This is a genomic window from Staphylococcus sp. GDY8P131P (assembly GCF_017891975.1).
In the GTDB taxonomy this organism is placed as follows: domain Bacteria; phylum Bacillota; class Bacilli; order Staphylococcales; family Staphylococcaceae; genus Staphylococcus; species Staphylococcus nepalensis.
In genome coordinates, this window is record NZ_JAESKF010000017.1 from 1 (window position 1) to 17,866 (window position 17,866).

16 protein-coding genes are annotated in these 17,866 nt (G+C 30.2%); 10 read left to right on the forward strand and 6 right to left on the reverse strand.

The window, feature by feature from the left end; genetic code table 11:
- Nucleotides 1-97: 97 nt before the first annotated feature.
- A complete protein-coding gene (purU, locus tag KA894_RS11445) occupies nucleotides 98-949 on the reverse strand; it encodes a formyltetrahydrofolate deformylase (RefSeq protein WP_096809007.1) in 852 nt (283 codons plus the stop codon).
- Nucleotides 950-1,364: 415 nt separating this feature from the next.
- On the opposite strand from purU, the gene xdrA reads away from it, so the two are divergent.
- The 6 genes from xdrA (at nucleotide 1,365) to yhaM (ending at nucleotide 9,407) form a co-directional block, all read left to right on the forward strand.
- Nucleotides 1,365-1,829 carry an XRE family transcriptional regulator XdrA gene (gene xdrA, locus KA894_RS11450; RefSeq protein WP_096809009.1) on the forward strand — a complete coding sequence of 155 codons (465 nt, stop codon included), beginning with the start codon at nucleotides 1,365-1,367 and terminating at the stop codon, nucleotides 1,827-1,829.
- A gap of 622 nt (nucleotides 1,830-2,451) precedes the next feature.
- Nucleotides 2,452-3,582 carry a DUF445 domain-containing protein gene (locus tag KA894_RS11455; RefSeq protein WP_119488222.1) on the forward strand — a complete coding sequence of 377 codons (1,131 nt, stop codon included), beginning with the start codon at nucleotides 2,452-2,454 and terminating at the stop codon, nucleotides 3,580-3,582.
- A 69-nt stretch (nucleotides 3,583-3,651) separates the two neighbouring features.
- A complete protein-coding gene (locus KA894_RS11460) occupies nucleotides 3,652-3,996 on the forward strand; it encodes a YlbF/YmcA family competence regulator (RefSeq protein ID WP_017723169.1) in 345 nt (114 codons plus the stop codon).
- A gap of 350 nt (nucleotides 3,997-4,346) precedes the next feature.
- Entirely contained in the window at nucleotides 4,347-5,531 is a 1,185-nt protein-coding gene (locus KA894_RS11465; protein ID WP_207606657.1) for a metallophosphoesterase family protein, read from the forward strand.
- A 1-nt stretch (nucleotide 5,532) separates the two neighbouring features.
- Nucleotides 5,533-8,466: an ATP-binding protein gene (locus KA894_RS11470; RefSeq protein WP_107644487.1), complete on the forward strand. Its 2,934-nt coding sequence runs from the start codon at nucleotides 5,533-5,535 to the stop codon at nucleotides 8,464-8,466.
- Nucleotides 8,466-9,407: a 3'-5' exoribonuclease YhaM gene (yhaM, locus tag KA894_RS11475; protein ID WP_096809016.1), complete on the forward strand. Its 942-nt coding sequence runs from the start codon at nucleotides 8,466-8,468 to the stop codon at nucleotides 9,405-9,407. Before KA894_RS11470 ends, yhaM begins: the two co-directional genes overlap by 1 nt.
- A 431-nt stretch (nucleotides 9,408-9,838) precedes the next feature.
- On the opposite strand, the gene prsA is transcribed toward yhaM, so the two are convergent.
- The 4 genes from prsA to KA894_RS11495 form a co-directional block, all read right to left on the reverse strand.
- Nucleotides 9,839-10,831: a peptidylprolyl isomerase PrsA gene (gene prsA, locus KA894_RS11480; protein WP_096809018.1), complete on the reverse strand. Its 993-nt coding sequence runs from the start codon at nucleotides 10,829-10,831 to the stop codon at nucleotides 9,839-9,841.
- Nucleotides 10,832-11,115: 284 nt separating this feature from the next.
- On the reverse strand, nucleotides 11,116-11,688 hold the full coding sequence (locus KA894_RS11485; protein WP_096823778.1) for a DUF3267 domain-containing protein: 573 nt from the start codon (nucleotides 11,686-11,688) through the stop codon (nucleotides 11,116-11,118).
- A 332-nt stretch (nucleotides 11,689-12,020) separates the two neighbouring features.
- A complete protein-coding gene (locus KA894_RS11490) occupies nucleotides 12,021-12,395 on the reverse strand; it encodes a YtxH domain-containing protein (RefSeq protein ID WP_096809022.1) in 375 nt (124 codons plus the stop codon).
- A gap of 77 nt (nucleotides 12,396-12,472) precedes the next feature.
- Nucleotides 12,473-12,898, reverse strand: a complete 426-nt coding sequence (locus KA894_RS11495) for an HIT family protein (protein ID WP_115342087.1) — start codon at nucleotides 12,896-12,898, stop codon at nucleotides 12,473-12,475.
- A 127-nt stretch (nucleotides 12,899-13,025) separates the two neighbouring features.
- Here KA894_RS11495 and ecsA point away from each other — a divergent pair, with 127 nt between their 5' ends.
- Entirely contained in the window at nucleotides 13,026-13,763 is a 738-nt protein-coding gene (ecsA, locus tag KA894_RS11500) for an ABC transporter ATP-binding protein EcsA (RefSeq protein WP_096809026.1), read from the forward strand.
- Complete coding sequence (gene ecsB, locus KA894_RS11505) at nucleotides 13,760-14,983, forward strand: ABC transporter permease EcsB (protein ID WP_119488141.1); 1,224 nt, start codon at nucleotides 13,760-13,762, stop codon at nucleotides 14,981-14,983. The genes ecsA and ecsB overlap by 4 nt, the downstream gene beginning before the upstream one ends.
- 59 nt (nucleotides 14,984-15,042) lie before the next feature.
- Here the strand turns inward: ecsB and KA894_RS11510 are convergent, their stop codons facing one another.
- Nucleotides 15,043-15,546, reverse strand: coding sequence for a signal transduction protein TRAP (locus tag KA894_RS11510; protein ID WP_096809030.1), 504 nt, complete (start codon nucleotides 15,544-15,546; stop codon nucleotides 15,043-15,045).
- A gap of 260 nt (nucleotides 15,547-15,806) precedes the next feature.
- On the opposite strand from KA894_RS11510, the gene hemE reads away from it, so the two are divergent.
- Both hemE and hemH read left to right on the forward strand, forming a co-directional pair.
- The gene (gene hemE / locus KA894_RS11515; protein WP_096809032.1) at nucleotides 15,807-16,841 is read left to right on the forward strand and encodes a uroporphyrinogen decarboxylase; all 1,035 of its coding nucleotides are present in this window, start codon (nucleotides 15,807-15,809) and stop codon (nucleotides 16,839-16,841) included.
- 85 nt (nucleotides 16,842-16,926) lie between these two features.
- Nucleotides 16,927-17,850: a ferrochelatase gene (gene hemH, locus KA894_RS11520; protein WP_115342089.1), complete on the forward strand. Its 924-nt coding sequence runs from the start codon at nucleotides 16,927-16,929 to the stop codon at nucleotides 17,848-17,850.
- The last annotated feature ends 16 nt before the right edge of the window (nucleotides 17,851-17,866 follow it).

A 17,866-nucleotide genomic window follows, 5' to 3' on the forward strand; every position in this document is an offset into this window, starting at 1 on the left:
GTCCTGTTTAGTATAGAGCCATTTTTGGGATCCATCAATTCAGCATCTCTTTCTTGATTATGAAAGGCATTGATTTATATCTAACAGCGTTAAATGATTAAGTGAAAACAACCGTCTTATGATTTGCTGTTACGATGACCTTGTGTAATACATGATATTCTACAGCTTGTGCTAATACGCTAGATTCAACATGACGGCCAATTTTTCTTAAATCTTGTACGTTATAGCGATGATTAATACGTATTACATCTTGGTCAATAATAGGGCCTTCATCTAAATCAGAAGTGACATAATGACTTGTTGCGCCTACAAGTTTAACACCGCGATGCCATGCTTGTTTATAAGGATTTGCGCCTATAAATGAAGGCAAGAAAGAATGGTGTATATTAATAATCTGATTTGGATAATGATTGACAAAATGATCGGATAGAATCTGCATATATTTTGCTAATACAATAAGTTCTACATGATTTTCAGAACAAATTTTTAATATCTTATTTTCTACAACCTCTTTGTCTTCAGTGTTTGGTACGTAATAAAAAGGTATATTTAATGTCTCTGCAAATTGTCTGTTATTTTCGTGATTACTAACCACACAAACAATTTCTGCTGGTAGCTCATTCCTATTGACCCTCAATAGTATTTCATTAAAGGCATGATCTTCCTTTGAAACGAAAAGGCCAATTTTTGTTTTATGTTGGTTATCAAATAAATTATAATTTATTTGATGTTTAGTTAAAGTGTTTTCTAAATCATCTTTTAATGATTCTATTTTTTCAAATTCTAATCTCAAATATAATTGACCTTCAGCATTCTGTGAATCATCATATTCTGTAAAGTGATCTAAATGCAAAATATTAGATTGGTGTTGAGCAATTACATCTGTAATTAATGCAGTAATGCCCACTTTATCTGAACAGGTTGCGAGTAGTATATATTTATCTGTCATCTTTAAGCACCTCGATTTTTTAAGTAACCCAGATTATAATGAAAATTCTGAATAATGTAAATGAATTTTGTTAAAGAAAATTTTCAAGACAAAGTATATGCTAAAAAGAGAAAAATAAGATATAATTGTAAATAGTGTTTTTATATCAAAAGGGTAATAAGTAAAAAATATAATCACATTTCCTACTTATTATGCGCTTACAACTAAAGTGATATAAGTGTTTAAATTTATTATAGGATATAAGATTGATTATTTTGATAATTGCGCAAATAACAAAAAACAATGAAAATATCATTTCACTCTTTTATTTTTTTGAGAATTGTATTAAGATGTAATTTGTGTTTCAAGAAGCGTGTATTATTGCAATTTCTTGTGTCCGGATAAAATATTCTTTTATGAAAGGTAGATTAAAGTAATGGATAGACAAAGTTTTACAGATTTAATTCAAACAAAATTTAAAATGGTGCGTATTGAAGCGGGTTACACGCAAGATACAATGGCACAGACAATCGGTCTTTCAAAAAAGACATTAGTACAAATTGAAAAAGAGAGAGTATTGCCAAACTGGACAACATGCGTGTCAATTTGTGCATTGTTTAGAGATTCAGATGTACTAAATAGTACTTTTGGATGCGATCCATTAGAAATGGTTCAAACAATTTCCCGTAATCATTGTGCATACCCTAACCATTCTACAACGAGTGATATTTACTGGAGTACAGTTGATACTCGTAACGGATATATTTTACAAAGTAATAAAGTAAGTGATATCTACCGTGTGCTAAACCAAGAAACTCAACCTATATTTGGAACTTCTAAATTAAGAGAAGCGGAGACATATTTCGGTAGAGTATCTAAAGAAGAATTAATGCACGTATAAGTGAATCTATTTTGTGATAGGAGAATCATTATTTATATAATTATGTAACATGGTTTAATTGTATATGAATGGTTTAGTCACTAAAATTGATAAAAACTGGTACATCAATTGATTTTAGAATTATTTATTATATTTACAGTAGGGAACTAGAGATATTACCCACTTATTTTAAGTTTTTATAAACGATGTCTTCGTTTATAAAGGCTGATATAGTGCTTATACAAGCGTTTTAACGTTTATATCCTTTTTATAGTCATTCATAATGAGATGAAATAAAAAATTTTCAAAGTGGTGCTTTGTCCCACTCGGGAAATCAACAACTGTTCACTAAATTGCTTCGTACCAAGTTTAAAAAATATACAGCAACGCCAGAGCGATAAATTGGGATCAATAAAATTTTTGATTTCTAAATCGCTCTTTTTTATTTTTAAATTTAATATAAACAAAATGGAACTATAACTTAGTGTTTTAATGAAATAAATGGTTATGGACAATAAAATTTCATTTGAGAAATTAACGCATATGCTACACATATGTACTATTTATGTTATACAATATAAAAATGACTGATATATAATTACCTTCAGTTTTTAAACTAATTGTATATGAAGGAGAATGAACTATGCACGCTTTTTTAATAATTATATTTATGATGATTATTGGCGCATTGATAGGTGGAGTTACCAATATGATTGCGGTAAGGATGCTATTCCATCCATTTAAAACGTATTATATATTTAATAAACGTGTACCTTTTACGCCTGGGTTAATACCCAAGAGAAGGGGAGAAATAGCTGATAAAATAGGTCAAGTTATTGAAGAACATTTATTAACTGAAACATTAATTAAGTCAAAATTAAACGCACCGAAATCAAGAGAAGCTATCGAAGAATTATTTTTAAAACAAATACACAAATTAAAATATGATGGCGTAACAATCCAATCATTAGCTAAGCATTTTGATATTGATGCAGCTCAATTAACGAATAGCCAGATGGACACAGTTATATCTAATCAATTAAATCAATACTATAATGACCATAAGGAAACACCAATTAAACAAATAATTCCCGATGATATCGAATTAAACATGGACCAAAAAATAGAACTTGTACCCGATTTACTATTTGAACGTGCACGCATTTACTTAAAATCTGAAAAAGGTGCTTCAGATATATCATCAATGCTAGATACTTTTTTTAATGAAAAGGGAAAAATTGTTGGATTATTACAAATGTTTATGACGAAAGAAAGCATCGCAGATCGTATACAACACGAGTTGATTAGGCTCACAAATCATCCTAAAGCAAAAGCAATTGCAAAGCAGATTATTGACAATGAATATGAAACTTTTAAAACAAAAAAGTTAACTGAAATAGTAAATGAAGAACAATTTAATTCATTTAAGTCAACAGTCGTTGACTTAGTGATTAGTTATGCAAACATAAATAGTAAAGTGAACCAACCCCTTCATCATTTAATGCCTGATTTTATTGTATTTTTAGAGAAAAAAGTTTCACAAACGCTTACAGACCTTATTATTGAAAAAGGTTCTAAATATATTTCTCCAATTATGAAAAAAATTAATCTTAGACAAATGGTAGAAGAACAAATCAATTCATTTGATTTAGCTTACATCGAAAGGTTAATTATTGATATCGCTAACAAAGAATTAAAATTAATTATGCTATTAGGATTTTTATTAGGTGGTATTATCGGTTTACTTCAAGGGGTAATTGCAATTTTTGTATAACATATTAAATTATGTTATTGTAATATCGATGTGGTTATAACACATATACAAATAAAGGAGTGAAGCACAGTGGCAGTAAATTTATACGATCATGCAAACCAATTAGAGCAAGCATTAAGAGAAAGTGATGAATACCAAGCTATCCAAAATGCTTACGCAAAAGTTAAAGAAAATCAAGAATCAAAGGATTTATTTGATGAGTTCCGTGAAACACAATTAAATTTCCAACAAAAACAAATGCAAGGTGAAGAAATCGGTGAAGAAGAGCTACAAAAAGCACAAGAACAGGCTCAAAAAATCGAAAACGATTCTAATATTTCAGAATTAATGGCCGCTGAGCAAAATATGAGCCAAGTATTCCAAGAAATCAACCAAATTATTGTTAAACCTTTAGATGAAATCTACGCTGATTAATATTTTTTAATCAGAAAATTAATTTGGGCGTGGGACAGAAATACTCATATTTTATAGATTTTGTTGTTCTGCTTCTGGCATTAACGATAGATAAGCATTGAAACAAGCTTGATTAAGTGTGATTTCAATTCAACTAACTTTTGCCAATAATATATTCAAGGCTGAGGCATATATTTGTGCCTCAGCCTCTTTCGTTTTATCGACTGTGCAATAGACTCTGTGGTAAAATATAAAGATACAAGATATTGGCATGCATAGATTTTTAATCATGAGTTTGTTATCTCAAAATTAATACATAGTCTTACATGCATTTTATAATAAAACCTTTAAATAAAGGAGAACTTTAATGTATGGTTAAATTTATTCATTGTGCAGATTTACATTTAGATAGTCCATTTAAATCAAGAAGCTATTTAAGTCAATCAATATTTGAAGATATGCAAAAAAGTGCTTACGAAAGTTTTAAAAAAATAGTGGATTTAGCATTAAACGAAGAAGTAGATTTTATAGTTATTGCTGGTGATTTGTTTGATCACCATAACAGAACGCTACGTGCAGAAGTATTCCTGAAAGAACAATTTAACCGGTTAGCTAAAGAGCAAATCTTTGTTTATGTATGTCATGGTAATCATGATCCACTTTCCTCATCCATAGGTACTGAATGGCCGGAGAATGTTTCGATATTTTCCGAAAATGTGGAAACTTATCAAACGATTACTAAAAATGGCGAAGAAATTTATTTACATGGGTTTAGCTATCAAAATGAAGCTAGTTATGAAAATAAATTAGATGCTTACCCTTCAAGTCAAGGTCAAAAAGGTATTCATATTGGAATATTACATGGCACATATAGTAAAACGAATACAAATAATCGTTATACTGAATTTAGATTAGAAGATTTAAACAATAAACTCTATCACTATTGGGCACTCGGCCATATACATGAACGCCAGCAATTAAGTGATATGCCTCCAATCCATTATCCTGGTAATATACAAGGCCGTCATTTTAAAGAAACTGGAGAAAAAGGTTGTCTTTTAGTGGAGGGAGACGATTTAAATCTCAATGCTCAATTTGTATCAACACAATTTATTCGTTTTGAAAAAGCTGAAATAGATACTGATATGACTACGAAGCAAGGTTTGTTTGATGCCATACAAGATTTTAAATCACAAGTTAGAACAAAAGGCAAAGCGATTTATCAATTAGTGGTAAATGTGAATTCAGATGAAATTATTTCAGATCAAGATAAATTACAAGTACAAGAAATGATTAGTGATTACGAAGAAAACGAACACCATTTTGTATTTATAGAAGATTTAAAGATAAAAAATAAAGATGATAATAAAACAACGCTTGTAAAGGAATTTTCACCTGATTTAATTGATGACCATGCTGTTTATGAAGCGGCTATGAATGATTTGTATCTCAATCCAAAAGCTTCAAAATACCTAGAAAATTATGATAACTTTGATCGCCGTGAATTAATATCGCGCGCTGAACTGTTATTAAAGTCAGATATGAGGGGTGAATAATGTGAAGATTAAATCATTAGAGATTTATGGTTATGGTAGATTTATTCAAAGAACCATTGAATTTGATGAGTATTTTACTGAAATTTATGGAGAAAATGAATCAGGTAAATCTACTATTCAAGCATTTATACATTCCATCCTGTTTGGTTTTCCAACAAAAAAAGAAAATGAACCGAGATTAGAGCCGCGCTTAGGTAATCAATATGGTGGCAAGCTTACGTTAATTCAAGAGGATGGTTCATTAGTTGAGGTTGAACGTGTAAAAGGTACAGCGACTGGGGATGTAAAAGTTTATCTGCCAAATGGCGCTATCAAAGATGAACACTGGTTGAAAAAAGCATTGAATTTTATTTCTAAACGTACATACCAAGGTATATTTTCATTTGATGTATTAGGCCTTCAAGATATCCATAAAAATATGGATGAAAAACAATTACAAAATTACTTATTACAAGCTGGTGCTTTAGGGTCTACAGAATTTACCAGTATGCGTGAAATTTTGAGCGATAAAAAAGAATTGTTGTATAAGAAAAATGGTCGTAATCCGATTATTAATCAACAATTAGAAGAATTGAAATCTTTGGAGCGTCAAATTCGTGAAGAAGAAGAAAAATTATCAACATATAAACGTCTCGTAGATGATAAAGATAAAGCTGATAGACGCTTAGAAAATATAAAACAAAATTTAAACCAATTATCAAAGATGCATGACCGCAAACAAAAGGAATTAGCCTTACACGAGCAAACACAAGAGTGGAAGGCACTAGAGAAACAGTTGAATATTGAACCAATTGTGTTTCCTGAACAAGGTATTGATCGATATGAATCTGCTAAAATTCAAACACAAAATTTAAAAAGAGATATCGGTTTAAGAGAAGAAAGGTTAACACATTTAAAAGACGAAAATGAAAAAATTAATGTGCCTAAACAAAATGATTTGGATGCCTTTAATCATATATATCAGCAAGAAAATGAAATTAAGCAAAAAGAATATGAATTGAAATCTATTAAAAAAGAAATTCAAGATAAAGAACGCGAACAAACAGGTTTGAAATCTAATATTGGTTGGCAAGAGGTGCATCATGAAGTAGATAGTTCAGAAGCGATGAAAAGTCATGTTAGTAACCAAATTAAGCATAAACAAGAACAAACAGCATTCATTCAACAATTAGAGCGTAATATTGAAGAAAATAAAATCGATAAAGAAACAAACCAAGCAGAGATGGATGCTTTAGAAACAGATATAGTTTCTGATGAAAATTATGAAAAGAAAAAGCAATATAATAACCGTGTTTTCGAATTACAGGAGAAAAATAATCTTTATCAAAAAATGAAAGAAGCATTTGATAAAGAACAACAAGAAAATGAACAGAAACAAAATATGTTCCGTTTGGCATTAATTATGTTGACAGTTATTGGTATTGGATTAACCATATTTTCATTTATTTCAGCTAATCTCATTTTTGGTATTGTGTTTGCAGTATTATCCGTTGTGTTTATTATTGGTATATTCCTGGTTAAATCTAAAGAAATAGGGCACAGTGAAACGTTCTCAAATGAAATCGAAGATTTACAACATCAAATTAATGATTTAGAAGCAAAGTATGATTTGGATTTTGACCTAGATGATCAACATAGAATACGTGAACAATTTCATAGTTCAATTAAAACGAAAGAGGCTTTAGCCAAAAAATCGGACTATTTAACTGCTACTTTAGAACAAGCACAAAAACAATATTCAAACGCACAAAATGCAATCAATCAGGTTAAATCTGATTTATACCTCTCGGATAAAATCTCAGATGAACTTATCATTGATAGTATTGCAACGATGAATAAAATAAAAGATTACGCCAATCATATTGCGGAACTTATTGAACAAAAATACCAATTACAACAAGATTTAGATGCATTTTATGCGCATGCAAAAGAAGTGACTCAAAATCAATTTACTTATTTTAATGAATTATCTTTATTCCATGATATAAATCAATGGTTGAAAGAAGAAACTAATAATTTAGAGAAATGGAATAGAAATAAAGAGCAAATTGATTTACTAGAGAGCGAATTAACTCAGCTGAATCATCGCTTAAATGAAAATAATAAGGTTATCACACAATTATTTGATTTTGTAAATGCATATGATGAAGAATCTTATTATAATCATCATGCTCAATATCAAGCATATCATCAACGATTAAATCGTTTTAATGATTTGACGAAATATCTAGAAAACCAAAATTACAATTACGATGTAAGTTCTAGATTGAGCCAAAAAACATTTGCTCAATTATCTGATGAAGACGAAGTATTAGAAACTCAAGTCAATGATTATAATGACCAATATTTAGAAATGCAGGCGGAAGTTAGTGATTTAAATGCTAAAATTACGGATATGGAAACAGATAAAACATTAGCGGATTTACGTCATAAGTTCTATATTCTTAAAAATAAAGTGAATGATGAAGCGAAAGATTGGGCAAGTCTTAGCTACTTACAATCTTTAGTGAATGGTCACATTAAACAAATTAAAGATAAACGTTTACCACAAGTAATAAATGAAGCGACAGAGATCTTTGCACATTTAACAAATAGAAATTATGTACAAGTCACATATGCGAATGAAAATTTAATGGTAAAACAGGTAAACGGCCAAATGTATGAACCAATCGAATTAAGTCAATCTACTAAAGAAATACTATATATCGCATTGCGTTTAAGTTTAATTAAAACCTTAAAACCTTATTATCCATTCCCAATAATTATAGATGATGCCTTTGTACATTTTGACAAATCTAGAAAAGAAACAATGATGAACTATTTAAGACAAATGCCAAAAAGTTATCAAATTTTATTCTTTACATGTGTGAAAGATACAAGTGTGCCTTCAAAACAAATTATTACATTGAATAAACTCGAGGAAGGCGGTAAATAATGAGAAATGTAGAAAAATTAAACCCTGGAGATTCAGTTGATCACTATTTCTTGATTCATAAGGCGACACAAGGCGTGACAGCCCAAGGAAAAGATTATATGACCATATATTTACAAGATAAAAGTGGGGATATTGAAGCAAAATTATGGACAGCAACTAAAGAAGATATGCGTGTTTTAGAACCAGAAAAAATTGTGCATGTTATTGGTGATGTCATAAATTATCGTGGACGCAAACAAATGAAAATAAATAAAATTAAGTTAGCTTCAGAAGAAGAGGACTTAAAAATACACGATTTTGTTGATGGTGCGCCATTAACGCCAGATGAGATTAAAGAAGAAATATCGCATTATATGTTAGAAATTGAAAATGCTAATTTACAACGTATAACGCGTCATTTGTTACGTAAATACCAAAGTGAATTCTTCACATTTCCAGCAGCAAGTTCACATCACCATAACTTTTCAAGTGGTTTAAGCTACCATGTATTAACTATGTTGCGTGTTGCAAAATCTATTTGTGACATATATCCTCTTCTAAATCGTAGCTTATTATATAGTTCAATTATTTTACATGATTTGGGTAAAGTTAAAGAATTGAGTGGGCCAGTAGCGACAACATATACAGTAGAAGGTAATTTACTTGGTCATATATCAATTGCTAGTGATGAAGTAGCAGACGCAGCTAGAGAGTTAGATATAAACGGCGAAGAAGTATTGTTACTGCGACATATGATATTAGCTCATCATGGTAAAATGGAATTTGGATCACCGAAGCTACCTCATATGAAAGAAGCTGAAATATTATTCTTTATTGATAACATTGATGCTAAAATGAATATGTTTGAAAAAGCTTATAAGAAAACACCTAAAGGGCAATTCACTGAGCGTATCTTTGGGCTAGAAGGTAGACAATTTTACAATCCAACTTCTTTGGATTAGAACACAAGAAACTTAATACAGTATATAAGTGTTTGTGAAATAAGTGTCTCAGATATTTTATAAAACGTATGGTTTTATGTAAACAAAGTAAAACCATACATTTTTCTATTAGAAAATAGCGATTGGGTAGAATCATATAAAATGGCTTCTAGTGTCAATTTGAATGACAAACTAACACCAGATATAAGCATTACTATCTCAATAAGTTGTGAAGTCATTTCTTAAAGAAATTGAACTTATGGCTTCAATATACAAATGTTTAAGAAGTTAGTATGAGAGGATCTATAAGACTAGACCATATACTTCTAGACAAGCATGCACGTTTAAAATTAAGAAGTTTAAATATAAAAATGCACTTTCATTTTTGAAATGAAAGTGCATTTTTATGTTGAGCGTAGACACTGATAGCATCAACGCCTTGTTTGTATATTTTATTGTCCAACGGACATGCCAGCGCCACCTTGTTGCATAGCTTGTTGTTGCTGCTGTTGTTGTTGCTGTTGCTTAATTTTTTCTGGATCTAGAATTGAATCTTCAATTGCTTTTTTAATATCTCTATCTTTATAGTCTACTTTATATTCATCTAATAATTCTTTATAAGCATCTGTTAAAAGTTTAGGGTCTTTTTGTACTTTTTGTTGAATTAATTGTGATTTGAGTTTACCTTTTTCTTCATCAAAATCGTCTTCTTTATCTGCTTTGATAACATGATAACCGTAATCTGTTTTCACTACTTTAGAAACGTCGCCTTCTTTAAGTTTAAAGAGCGCTTTTTCAAATTTTTCTTCCATTTGTCCTTTGATTACATATCCTAAACTACCATCTTTTTTAGCAGAAGATTTGTCCATAGATTCTTTTTTAGCGATTTCTCCAAATTTATCAGGATTTTCGGATACTTGTTTTTGAAGTTTTTCAGCTTTTGCTTTAGCATCTTTGTCTGATAACCCTTCTTTATCGTCTTTATTTTCTTTGACTTTAATTAAAATATGAGATCCTTTTTTAGTATCTTCTTTGATCTCTTTATCAGAAATATTCACTTTATCATTTAATAAAGCTTTTTGGTAAGCTTGTAATTTTTTTTGTTCTTTATAGTCACTTAGAGACATTTTTTGTTGTTTTAACATACTTTCAAATTGGTCTTTGCCACCATATTGTTTTTGTTCTTTTTCGACTTCTTTATCAATGTCTTTTGTATCGACTTTATCTTTATACTTATCTGCTAACAATTTATTAAGTAATATAGAAAAAGATGAATTAGCTATTTGTTCGTCACCCATCTTATTCATGACATCTTCAACTTTCACGTCACCAGCCTTTGATGAGATGATTGTATCTTCTTTTGAATCTGTAGCACTATTACCACAAGCACCTAATAATAACGCACTAGCTGTAACAGGAATTATAACTTTTTTGAATGTTTTCATTATTGGGAACTCCTTTTGTAAGAATAACAACGTAAATATAACATATAATATTGTTTTCACCAATTAGAAACCTAATATATGGGACTTTAGTTGTAACCAAATGAGGCTTTACATTATTTGTATAGAAGAAAAGGTTAAAAATACAAATATAAATGATTTAAATAGGACTATGCTTTATCTAAATTGAAATTGTTAAGAGTGAGTAATTGATACAAGTATCATATTTAATTTTAATATTTGGCGCTCATATCAAAACACGAGGTTGGGCGTTAGTGGTACGTACCTCAACCTCGTTTAAGACGATTATTATATTGCGGTGTAACTTTATTTAAGATGTTGATACCTGTTTGATGTTCTTCTACGTAAGCCCCTTCATTTGAAAATAGTATGATTTTCAAATAAAGAAAATCCAAAACGGAATATCCTAAATTTAGGGCAATTAAAAACATCAAGTAGTGCCCATATTGTGGAATTAACATACTAAAATAAGCGCATAAAGTTGTAATAAATAAGGCAGGTGTGATGAGGCCAAAACAAAAATAATATTTGTTGACTGGTGTGTTTATATAAACATTATAAAAAGGTATAGATTTATGTTTCACTAATTTATATTTTTTAAAAGACTTGCGGTAGGGGTATAAAAATAATAAATGTATTATTTTGTGTAATGGGTATAAAAGTACAACTAACATTAAAAATATTAAAAAATGTTTATCAGTTAATTTTGTGTCTGAAAAGAAGTATAAAATCTCATACGCAATTAAAAACGTAATAATTGTAGTAACAAAACTAAGAAAAGCAATTCTAGGAATGCCAAAACGGGCATTGATATCTATTTGGCGTGTACATAAATACATTACGCAATCATACTCCTTTTTAAATAACTTGAATATACTTCAGTATTATCTAACGTAATAGTTTACGCGTCAAGGCTATTTTAAATCTATATTTAAAGGGCTAGTGACATTATAAAAATATCAATTTAGGTTATTAAATATAGAAAGACTTGTGCATATATATCGATTATTTTATATTTAGAAATATAAGTTCTACATTTTTATACATGGGTAGCAAAGTTAAAATTTAGAGTGCTAATTGGCGGTGCTAAGTTGTAAACGAGCCATGTCAACGATTAAATAAAAAAGCTACAAACCGATTGTTTAAATGGGTTGTAGCTCATATATTTAAGTTATGATTTATCTTTTTCAAAACCGTTTGTAATTTCTTCGCCACGGTTTTGTAAATTTTCAATATGAGATTGTAATTTTTCAATATTAGGATTAATATCAGACTTAAAGTCACCAATCATTGTTTTTACTTCATCGCCAATCGTACTGCCAAACTCTGTACTTTCTGATTTGACTTGAGCGATATAATTTACGATATCATTAACGCTTTGTTTAATTGTATTGATTTCTCTATCGAATTCAGATTCGGCACCTGTAGGTTTTGGTCCTTGAGTTATAGAGTGGTTTGAATTTTTTTTCTCACGATTCATTAATGCAACACCGAGTCCTGTTGCAACACCAGCACCAAGTCCTAATAATAATTGAGCTGTTTTCATAAAAATTCTCCTTATTTCTAAAATTTCTTAGCCATTATTAATTTTATTATACCCTTTATGATTGCAGATAAGCATAATTAATTAAATTGTGCTGCTATTTCTTGAGCGATTTTGACTTTTTGGTCATCGTCAATATTTTCTTCATGTGTTTCCCATTTATATCCAAAACCATCAATATCATTTTCATATCTTGGTAATAAATGGAAGTGTAAATGGAACACGGATTGATCAGCAAATTCACCATTATTTTGAATGATATTTAAACCGTCCGGATTAAATGCTTTTTTGATAGCATTTGCTACTTTTGGTAAAGCTGTACCGATATGTTGCATTGTTTCACTATCTGTTTCAAAGATATTAGCAGATATTTTTTTAGGAACGAGTAGCGTATGACCTTTTGTTACTTGAGAAAGGTCTAAAAATGCATATACAAACTCATCTTCGTATACTTTATAACTTGGGATTTCACCATCGATAATTTTGCTAAAAATTGTTTCAGACATAAATCTTCACTCCTTGTAAGATTGTTAATAACTATTATAGCATTACTATATTATTTCCGTCATTTTTCACAGTAACTTTATGAACAACGATTGATTTTTGATACAATAATATTTGTGGAGGTGCCTTATGACAGTAAAAGTAGAACATTTGACAGGCGGTTATGGGAAAAGGCCTGTGATTAAAGATATAAATTTTGAATTACGAAAAGGAGAAATTGTAGGACTCATAGGTTTAAATGGTGCTGGAAAAAGCACTACAATTAAACATATGCTAGGTCTGTTAACGCCGATGGAAGGGCAGTTGACCATTTCTGGTATTGATATAAAACAAGATGTAGAATCCTATCGAAGAAAACTTTCGTATATCCCTGAGTCGCCAGTGATTTACGATGAATTAACATTACAAGAACACATTAATATGACAGCAATGGCATACAATATTAATAAAGAAGAAGCTATGAAAAGAGCGCGCCCATTGTTAAAAATATTTAGATTAGAAAATGAATTAGATATATTTCCAAGTCATTTTTCTAAAGGGATGAAACAGAAAGTGATGATTATTTGCGCTTTTATTGTGGACCCAGATTTGTATATTATTGATGAACCATTTTTAGGTTTAGACCCTTTGGGGATCCAATCTATGCTTGATTTAATGGTGGAGAAAAAAGAAGAAGAAAGAACTGTGTTAATGAGTACACATATATTAGCAACTGCAGAAAAATATTGTGACAGATTTTTAATTATGGATAAAGGCCAAATCGTTGCATTTGGGGATATAGACGAATTAAGAGACCAAACTGGTTTAAGTGGGAAAACTTTAGATGAAATATATATACATGTTACTCAAGGCGGCCAGCATTCATGAAACAGGGAGCTAAACAATTATTTAACCTAAGAAAAAAAGAAATTGCAAAAGAAAAAAGCTATTATAATAAGTTTATATTTAACGGTCATTTTTCTGTTTTTCTTGTTATATTATTAGGTGCGTTTATTCTAGGTTATGGCGATTGGTTAAAGTCAATTCCCAAACGTATAAATTATGCTTTGATTGCAAGTATAATTGTAGCCATTACGTCTATATTTCCTATTAGAACCTTATTAAAAGATGCTGATAAACTATTCTTGTTACCATTTGAAAAGCATATGTCTGAATACATGAAAAGCAGTTTAATATATAGCTATTTTTCACGTTTGCCATTACAAGTATTGATAATTATTATATTTTTCCCTTTATTTTATGTACTTAATAATCAAACGTTTGGATTTTATATCACATTTGCAATCCTTGCAATCATTTTTCCATTTTTAGGTTTGTTATTAAAATGGCAGTGGTATAAATTCCGACTTGAACGTTGGTCCTTGTTTACTGTGCTGTTTATTATATTTACATCAGGGTTTTATATTACGCTAGATGCTAAAAATATATCGAGTATACTATCAATCATTATACTCATTGCACTTATATTATTCATAAAATATTTAAATAAAAGTAATTTATTCCCTTGGGAGCGTATGGTGGCCATTGAACAACAACACCATATGAACTATTATAAATTTGTTAATATGTTTACTGATGTGAAGCAAATCGAAGAAAGAGCAGTAAGAAGAAGTTATTTAGACCCATTTTTACGGACACCGAAAAATAATAAGTTTAATGACAATTCTATGTATTTGTATTTATTTACACGGAGCTTTGCGAGAGGAAAAGATGCATTTAACATCATCTTGCGCTTGGTTATTATTGCTTTAATACTAATGATCTGGTTGCACCAAGTGATTGTGGTATTAATCATTGGTAGTTTATTCATGTATATTATTCTATTACAAATGGCTCAATTTTATACACAACAAGCTTATGGTTTATGGCCACAAGTATGGCCAGTTTCAGATAAAATGGTAATTAAAGGGTACGAACAGTTTTTAATGAGATTAATGTGTTTCATTGGCGTCGTATTTATAATCATATTTGCTATTGCTTTTCCACAGTATGGTTATTTTGGAGCAATCTACTTTTTAGTAGGTTGGTTAACGATTAGAAACGTAATTAAAAAATTAAAATATCAAGAATCATTACTAAGAGATTAAAAAAACGCTACTCAGTATTTTAGATTAATTCTAAAAGATGAGTAGCGTTTTTATTTTAATTAATAATCATCAATTGGGAATAAATATCTTTCAAAGTAGCTTGAATGCTGGCCACTTGAACCAAAGAATTGGCTCAATGCGAGCTTATCAAAGTTATTTTGAAACGTAGTGGATGCTTTGAAATCTTCGTAATCAGTACGACTTTCGAAACCAAAATAGATTTTGTAAGTTAAACCTTGGGTAGGTTTTAAAAAACGATAACTTCTATAACCAGCAAATTGATGGAAATCAGTTGTTACAGATTCCAGCTTTTTTTCTAATTGATAAGCATGATCTTCAGATGTAGGTATAAATATGACTGAATAGAAGTAATTTTCATCTAAGTTCCCTTCGGATTTAATGATGTCATATTCTAACGGATGTTTTAAAACAGTTTCACTTTCAGTTTCTTCTATAATAACTGAAGAATCAGAAGCAGAAAATTGTAATAAATTATGATCAGGATTATTAAGTCTAATCTGATTTAAATAACCGAACGTACCATAAGATGCGTAGATTTTCATAAGTTTTCCCCCTTGAATTGTTTAAGAAACTTTAAATAACTATTATAATTTACTATATATACTTCTAATATTTCAAATAAATATAAAATAGACTTTAACAGTATTATAATTGATTTCTGTTAGAAAACAATAGTCAAATAATTAAGTGGGCAAAACAACACAGTTTGTCTTTTTTATGACATTTCAATACATTGAAATACGAGAGATAAGTCGATATGGTAATATTAATAAGAATGATTATAATGTAGGAGGATTACAAGGTGCATAATAAAAATAATACTATCCTAGATATGATTAAGGGAAAGGAAGTTAATCACACGCCAGTGTGGTTTATGCGTCAAGCTGGTAGATCTCAGCCTGAATATAGAAAATTAAAAGAAAAGTATTCTTTATTTGAGATTACCCATCAACCAGAGTTATGTGCGTATGTTACACATTTACCAGTAGATAATTATAATACAGACGCAGCTGTTTTATATAAAGATATCATGACACCGCTGCAACCAATAGGTGTAGATGTAGAAATCAAATCGGGGATAGGTCCAGTGATTCATAACACAATTAAAAATGTACAAGACGTTGAAAAATTAGGAACAATAGATCCTAAACGTGATGTGCCCTATGTGTTAGACACAATCAAGTTGTTAACTGAAGAAAAATTGAACGTCCCTCTAATTGGTTTTACAGGAGCACCTTTTACATTAGCGAGCTATATGATTGAAGGAGGACCATCTAAGAATTATAATTTTACAAAGGCGATGATGTATAGTGATGAAGCTACTTGGTTTGCACTAATGGATCATTTGGTTGAAATGTCTATTACTTATACGACTGCACAAATTGAAGCGGGCGCTGAAATTATACAAGTTTTTGATTCTTGGGTTGGCGCATTAAATGTACAAGATTATAGATATTATATAAAACCTGCAATGGAAAAATTAATTAAGGGTATTAAAGCAATATACGATGTACCAGTTATTTTGTTTGGTGTAGGTGCAAGTCACCTAGTTAACGAATGGAATGAGCTACCTATAGATGTACTAGGTTTAGATTGGAGATTATCTATTAAAGAGGCTGAAGATTTAAATATAACTAAAACTTTACAAGGTAATTTAGATCCTTCCTTGCTATTAGCACCTTGGGATGTTATAGAAAAACGATTAAAACCAATATTAGATCAAGGTATGGACCATGGCAAGCATATTTTCAATTTAGGTCATGGTGTTTTCCCACAAGTAAAACCAGAAACATTAAAAAGAATCACTACATTTGTTCATGACTATACACAAAGATAGTAAGACATAAAGAATAGCGAACAAGATTTACAATTAATTATGTCATCTACATCTAAAAATTATTATACAAAAGGATGATTTTAAATTGACAAAAACAGTAGGCCTATTAGTAATGGCTTATGGCACACCATATAAAGAAAGTGACATTGAAGCTTATTATACTGATATTAGACATGGTAAAAAGCCGACAGAAGCGGAATTACAAGATTTAAAAGATAGATATAAATTTATTGGTGGTTTATCACCACTTGCAGGTACTACCAATCGACAAGCTGAAGCTTTATGTGAGACGCTTAATCATAGTTATACTGATGTTGAATTTAAGTTATATATTGGTCTGAAACATATCCATCCATTTATCGAAGACGCTGTTAAAGCTATGAACGAAGATGGTATTGAAGAAGCGGTTACTGTAGTATTAGCCCCACACTATTCAAGTTTCTCAGTCGGATCTTATAACAAGCGTGCTAAAGAAGAAGCTGATCAATATGGCATCGCATTAACACATGTTGAACACTATTATCAACAGCCCAAATTTATCCAATATTGGACAGAAAAAATAAATGAAACATTAGCACAAATACCAGAAAATGAACATGATGAAACAGTATTAGTTGTTTCAGCACATAGTTTACCTAAAGGCCTGATTGAGCAAAATAATGACCCTTACCCTAATGAATTACACGATACTGCTGAATTATTAAAAGCTAAATCTAACATCATCCATGTTGCAGAAGGTTGGCAGTCAGAAGGTAACACCGGCACGCCTTGGTTAGGACCTGATGTTCAAGATTTAACACGAGCTTTATATGAAGATTATAATTATAAAAATTTCATTTATACGCCAGTAGGTTTTGTGTGTGAACATTTGGAAGTGCTTTATGATAACGATTATGAATGTAAAATCGTTTGTGATGAATTAGGTGTCAATTACTTCCGTCCAAAAATGCCTAATACAGATCCATTATTTATTGGCGCAATCGTTGATGAAATCAAAAATGTTTATTAAAGGAAGTGTGATTGAT